The following is a 5,867-nucleotide window of genomic DNA, read 5'->3' on the forward strand; positions in this document are numbered from 1 at the left end:
CCCGGCTTATTCATGAGGCCGACCTGAAAACGAAGATGGCGAGAGGTTTTCTCTTGTAGAATCAGGATGTTCCTGCCAGAACACGATTCAAGAGGACCACTCGCCATGGGTGAAAGCCTATCCACCTGGACGCCCTCATGCAACGGCTCTGTCCGTGTTGAGCTGAGCGGCCAGCGCACCACCAGCGACAGCGGCGCCCTGCTGCTGCGTGAAGCCCTCGACAACAGCGGCGTGATCGAGGCGCTGGAAGACAATCTGGTCGATCGACGCCACCCGCTGCGCATCCGTCATTCGCTGGCCAGCCAGTTGCGTACCTTGGTGCTGCAGCGTGCGATGGGCTGGATCGATCTCAGCGATACCGACACGCTGCGCCGTGACCCGCTTTGGCAGTTGGCCTGCAGCGATGCACGCGGCATGACACCCCTGGTCCAGGACCGGCCGTCTCAAGCCACGCTGTCGCGGCTGCTGAGCTGCCTCGGTCGTAACGACAATATCGATGCCGTGCACGAAGGCCTGTTGCGGCTGGTGGTCTGGCGCCTGACCTCGCTGCAGAACGGTGAACGTCCCAAACAGCTGACGCTGGACATCGATGGCCTGCCGATCGAGGTGCATGGCCATCAGGGCGGGTCGGCCTATCATGGCCTTTACGGGGCCCGCATCTACTCGCCGCTGGTCGCATCGTTGGCGGAGACCGGCGACATGGTGGGCGGCCTGCTGCGCGAGGGCAACGCCGGCCCGGCAGAGAACGCCGACACCTGGATCCCGCATCTGGTACGACGACTCAACGAGAGCACCGGGGCACAGGTTCGTGTGCGCATCGACGCCGGTTTTACCGATAACGCGACGCTGGAGGCCCTGGAGGATCGGGAGATCGAATACCTGGGCCGGTTGCGCAGTCACACCGGTCTACAGAAGCTGGCAGCACCGCTCCTGAAGCGGCCACCCGGCCGGCCACCCGAGCAGCCTCGCGAGTGGTGCCACGATCTGGAGTACCAAGCCGGCTCCTGGTCGGCACCGCGGCGCGTAGTGCTGGTGGTGCAGGAACGCCCCGATGACCTGCTGCTGCATGCCTTCTTCCTGGTCACCAACCTCAGCAAGTTCGACTGGCCGCCAGAGAAGGTCCTAGCACTCTATCGCAAGCGCGGCAGCGCCGAGGCGCACATGGGCGAGGTGAAATCAGCACTCGACGTGCATCTCTCCTCGACCGACCGCGGCGCTTCCACCGTTCAAGAGGTGATGGCCCGCAACGAAGTGAGTCTGCTACTGAGTCTCTACGCCTACCAGGTCCTGCATGGCCTGCGCTGCCTGCTGGAGCGGCAGACCCGGCAAGGCTGGAGCCTCAGCCGGATGCGCGAGCAGGTGCTGAAGGTCGCCGCCACGCTGAGGCTGCACGCTCGGCGAATCACCGTTCATCTGGGGGCCGCCGCCGACAAGTGGTGGCCGACGCTGCTGAAGGGGCTGCCGAAGCTGACCGCACTGAGCTGACGCTCCTGCGAGACCACCACAGCATCAGAAAGCGAGCGACCGGAGCGGCGGTCGGCGATCACGGCTGCTTGGACGGTCGCAATTGATTCCAAAGAGCTATAAGTAAGTAGGAAAAGGGCTGCGTTCTGGCATTACTCAACAGCCACTCGCGCTGAAGATGCGAATCCTGATAAGCAATGCCAACAGCCAGTACCTTCAGACCGCTCAATCAGCGCCCTCGTGAATAAGGCGGGTTGAGAGCTACCGTACTTGACAAAACTACCCCCAGAGCACTCCCAATGAAAGGCGATAAGCATACAAAGCAATTGGTGAATGAGTCGAGAACAGATACCACAATAGCGCATAACAAAAACCACTAGCCATTCATTTTTTGCATTTCTGGTTTCACATTTATCGCCTAGCTGTAAAGCTCTTCTTGACTAGTATCAGTTATCCGAATGCCAACATTTTATAAAAACGATAAAAGTTGAAGTAATCACATAAACCAAAAATCCAAAAGGAAAGTCTATGCTTCACCGTTCATCGGTCTTTGATAATTTCGGCTTTATTGATCTTTTCCCAAAACGCCTTGTCTTCTACGGACATTATCAAATATGGAACACTTCGAATCCCTACCGCAGTCTTAGTTGGAATCGAAAAGGGGTTTTTCAGTTCCGAAGGTATTGAGGTTGAACCTGTTTTCTTCAAGAGCGGTGCAGAGATCGCTCCTGCCGTTGCAACTGGCCAAGTAGATGTAGCCGCGACAACATCCGGCGCACCTCTATTTAACGCACTATCCCGCGGCATAGAAGTAAAGATAGTGGCCGATGCCCTCCGACTAGAGAAAGGTTCGCCAGGCGGCGACCCGACCTCAATTGTTGCATCAAAAGCCTTTCTCGAAATGATAAAGGGATCAAACAAGTCCCTTGAAGGTGCAAAAATCGGTATTACTGCACCTGGTCAAATATTAGACATGATTGTACGAGAGTATATCGACTCTTCTGGCCTCGATATCAATGATGTTGACCTCGTTTCAATGCCGATGCCCGACATGCTAGTTGCATTGGAAAATAACGCCATTGATACAGCAATTATGCTAGATCCCTTCACGACATTTGCGATCAAGCGGGGAATTGGCGAAGTACTTATCCGAGGCTCAGATGTAGTTCCCGGAATTCAACAAGCCTTTCTTCTTTACAGCAACAACCTCGCCAATGAAAATCACGAGCTTGGCCAGAAATTTATGAATGGTTACTACAAAACAAATTCATGGCTAAGAAAGTCTCTAGTAACGGAAGAAGGTCGAAAAGAAATTGCTGACATCTATCAAAAATACATCCCGAGCAGAAATAAAGCCATCTATGAGGAGATCGCTTTAAGTGTTGCAGTAGAAGATTTGAGCATCAATGTCGACGGCCAATATGGGCTTCTGTGGCAAATCGATAAACTGAAGGAACGTGGATTACTTCGTGGAGATCCAGAAATAAAAAATCAGGTGGACTCGTCATTTATCTCCGGATTTAATAATCACTCTAATGTATCGGGTGATGTAAATGAATGATCCCAAGATACGCATCAGTAATGTGATTAAGAGCTACGGTGGAGAACGCAACAGGTTCACTGCTATCGATGGAGTGAGCGTTGACGTTAAATCAGGAGAGTTTCTTTGCATTGTCGGCCCCAGTGGCTGTGGCAAGTCTACGTTACTGAAGATGTGTGGACACCTCGAAGAGCCAACAAAGGGGCGCATAGAGATGGCACACGAAGATCCATCCAGGCCACTAAATGCCATGATCTTCCAGCAAGAGTCTGTGTTCCCTTGGATGACCGTCGCAGAAAACGCTGCTTACGGCATAAAAACAACAGGTGGTTGGAAAGGCAAAGAGAGTCAGGAAAAAGTCGACTATTTCTTGGAAAAAACTGGCCTAAGTGCTTTCAAAAAATTCGTAAGCGCCGTTAAATCGACCCGCTTGCCCTAATCGTATTGAGCCACTTTTTTCGAAGCCGGCAACTCGGCATTCCAGGGCAGCAACGCTTCGAGCTTCTCCAGCGTGTCGGACTCAGCAATGCGTTCCAACACATGGTGGATATAAGCTGAAGGCTCCAGGCCATTGGCCTTGGCGGTTTCGATGAGCGAATAGCAGGTGGCGCTGGCTTTCGCCCCTTGTGAGGTATCGGCGAAGAGCCAGGCCTTTCTGCCGAGGGCAAACGGGCGGATGGCGTTCTCGGCTCCGGCATTGCTGATCTTCAGGTCACCGCGCTCACAGTAGCCGACCAGGTAGTCCCATTGGTTCAGGGTGTAATCCATGGCCTGACGGGTAAGCAGGCCTTTCATCACCTTGGGGGCATTTTTCTCCAGCCAGGCTTTAAAGGCGTTCAACAACGGCAGACTCTTTTCCTGGCGAACCCGATATCGCTCCGCGTCGCTCAGATCCCGGGCGGCCTTTTCAATGGCGTACAGTTTGCGGATGTGGCTCAGGGCTACATCCGCCTTTGAGGGTTGGCCTTTTTTGCCTTTGGCCGGTGCCGCCCGGGACGCCTCCACGTACTTACGTCTCGCGTGATCCCAACACCCGATCCGCGTCAGCTTGTTCGTGGCACAGACCTGCCCATAGCCGGAATAGCCATCGGCTTGCAGAATGCCCTGGAAGTCATCCAGCAGACGCACCGGTACCTTGCCACCTCGTGATGGATCATACTCGAACAGAACCGAAGGTTTTCCCGGTGGACCACCCCGGGTGACCCACATCCATTTGTCGGATTGGGCGGTCTTACCGTCTTCCTTGAGCACCTGGATCCGGGTTTCATCGGCTTGCAGGTAATCACCGCTATTCTGGGTTTCCCGCATCAGGTTGATCAGCGGCTGGAAGACGTCATTCAGCCGGATGATCCAGTGAGCCATGCTGGTGCGACTCACTTCATGCCCCAGGCGCTGGAACATTTGTTCCTGACGGTACAACGGCAGACCGTCGGCATACTTGGAGGTAATGAGGTAAGCCAGCAGTGACGGGGTGGCGATGCACTTGCCCAGCGGGCGCGCCGGACGGGCAGCCGCAACAATGCGCTCTTCGCCGTCCTGCTCGAACACCGCCTTTTCCTGCCAGTACTCCAGCACTTTCAGTTGAGCGGGAATGTACTCCAGCTCTTCCTTCACCTTGGTGAAGAAGGTCTTGCTGGCACCGGCTTTCTCTTCGTCGCTGAGGGTTAATTCAATACGCTCACGCAGCAGCGTATCGGAGAAGCCACGTTGGCGGCGCTTGCGGGAACGGCGGGGCGTCTCTTCCTCTTCGACATCGTCCGGCAGCTCATCGCGCAGTTCATCAATCTCGACTTCCAGCTCGACCTCATCGAACAGCAGGATCTGATTGGGCAGCTTTTCACTGCTGGCGGCGAACTGCTGGATCTTCTTATGGCGCAGCAGTTCTTCGAGGATCTCGATGCGAGCGTCTCGTCGCTGGATGGCGTCTTCTTTGGAGGCGAGTTGCTGCTGAAGGCCGCTGATAACCGCCACCATCTCAGCGGTCGATAAACCGTTGAGATCCGGGGTTTTGAGGGCGTTATCAGGCGTTGATTTCATGGCGGAATTATAGCAAAAACAATGCCCTGGCACACCTAAAACGTAATGCAAAAAGGGCTATCCGACACTCTCATAGTGCAGGGTTTTATGGCCCCGCAACAGACTGATGTCGTAGCCGTCCAACAACCAGTTGATCTGTTCACCGGTCAGCGGCATCAGCTCATCCGCAGGCCCTGGCCACTTGAATTTTTCCTCAGCCAAGGCTTTGTAATAGAGCACAAAGCCGTTGTCTTCCCACATTAGACATTTGATCTTGTTCCGCTGCCGGTTGGTGAAGGCGTAAAGTGCACCGGAGAATGGGCTGTGCCCCAGTTCCTGTTCAACCAGCAGGGCCAGGCCGTTGGCCTGCTTGCGGAAGTCGATGGGCTTTCGGTACAGGTAGATCTCCGGCAAATCCCTGGAAGGGCGCAGATAGCGGTGACGCATCACAGCTGTCTCAAGACGGCACCCAGCAAATCGATATTACCGGCATGCAGACCGGTGATCGATACGCCGCCGGGCAGTGACACGGTCAAACTGACTCCGGCATCCGGAGTCGGAGTCGGAGTCACGCGAGTGAATCCGGATCGAGCGTGAACCGGTTCATCACTGGATTCGACACGACCGGTCAGCTTCTGCCGCCAGTAGACAAACCGATGATAAACAAGCGACTCTTGTTTGCAGTAGGCTGCACCGGACAGGCCCGAGGCCTGCCAGTCCGACAGCGTCTCTTGCCAGAACTGGTGTAAATCAGGGGTAGTCATCGGATTCCTCTTTAATGTGAAAGCAGGAATCAGTGTGGCGAAACTCGGGCGTCAGCTACAGGTGCGGATTTATTGGCGCTTAC

General features: G+C 55.0%; 6 protein-coding genes. 3 read left to right on the plus strand and 3 right to left on the minus strand.

Annotated elements, in window-relative coordinates; all coding sequences use genetic code 11:
• Positions 1-66: 66 nt before the first annotated feature.
• The 3 genes from C7H09_RS07820 (at position 67) to C7H09_RS07835 (ending at position 3,443) form a co-directional block, all read left to right on the plus strand.
• Complete coding sequence (locus C7H09_RS07820; RefSeq protein ID WP_076611315.1) at positions 67-1,485, plus strand: IS1380-like element ISPsp9 family transposase; 1,419 nt, start codon at positions 67-69, stop codon at positions 1,483-1,485.
• Between the two features lie 568 nt (positions 1,486-2,053).
• Positions 2,054-3,025, plus strand: coding sequence for an ABC transporter substrate-binding protein (locus C7H09_RS07830; protein ID WP_165794804.1), 972 nt, complete (start codon positions 2,054-2,056; stop codon positions 3,023-3,025).
• Positions 3,018-3,443, plus strand: a complete 426-nt coding sequence (locus tag C7H09_RS07835) for an ATP-binding cassette domain-containing protein (RefSeq protein WP_106762035.1) — start codon at positions 3,018-3,020, stop codon at positions 3,441-3,443. Before C7H09_RS07830 ends, C7H09_RS07835 begins: the two co-directional genes overlap by 8 nt.
• Here the strand turns inward: C7H09_RS07835 and tnpC are convergent.
• From tnpC to tnpA, 3 genes are read right to left on the minus strand one after another with little or no spacing between them, the layout of a single operon-like run.
• Positions 3,440-5,041: an IS66 family transposase gene (gene tnpC / locus C7H09_RS07840; protein ID WP_106762036.1), complete on the minus strand. Its 1,602-nt coding sequence runs from the start codon at positions 5,039-5,041 to the stop codon at positions 3,440-3,442. The two genes, C7H09_RS07835 and tnpC, sit on opposite strands and share 4 nt — an antisense overlap.
• A 57-nt stretch (positions 5,042-5,098) precedes the next feature.
• Positions 5,099-5,467, minus strand: coding sequence for an IS66 family insertion sequence element accessory protein TnpB (gene tnpB, locus C7H09_RS07845; protein WP_106761477.1), 369 nt, complete (start codon positions 5,465-5,467; stop codon positions 5,099-5,101).
• Positions 5,467-5,784 carry an IS66 family insertion sequence element accessory protein TnpA gene (gene tnpA / locus C7H09_RS07850; protein ID WP_106761476.1) on the minus strand — a complete coding sequence of 106 codons (318 nt, stop codon included), beginning with the start codon at positions 5,782-5,784 and terminating at the stop codon, positions 5,467-5,469. Before tnpA ends, tnpB begins: the two co-directional genes overlap by 1 nt.
• Positions 5,785-5,867: the final 83 nt, after the last annotated feature.

Source organism: Marinobacter fuscus (assembly GCF_003007675.1).
Taxonomy (GTDB): domain Bacteria; phylum Pseudomonadota; class Gammaproteobacteria; order Pseudomonadales; family Oleiphilaceae; genus Marinobacter; species Marinobacter fuscus.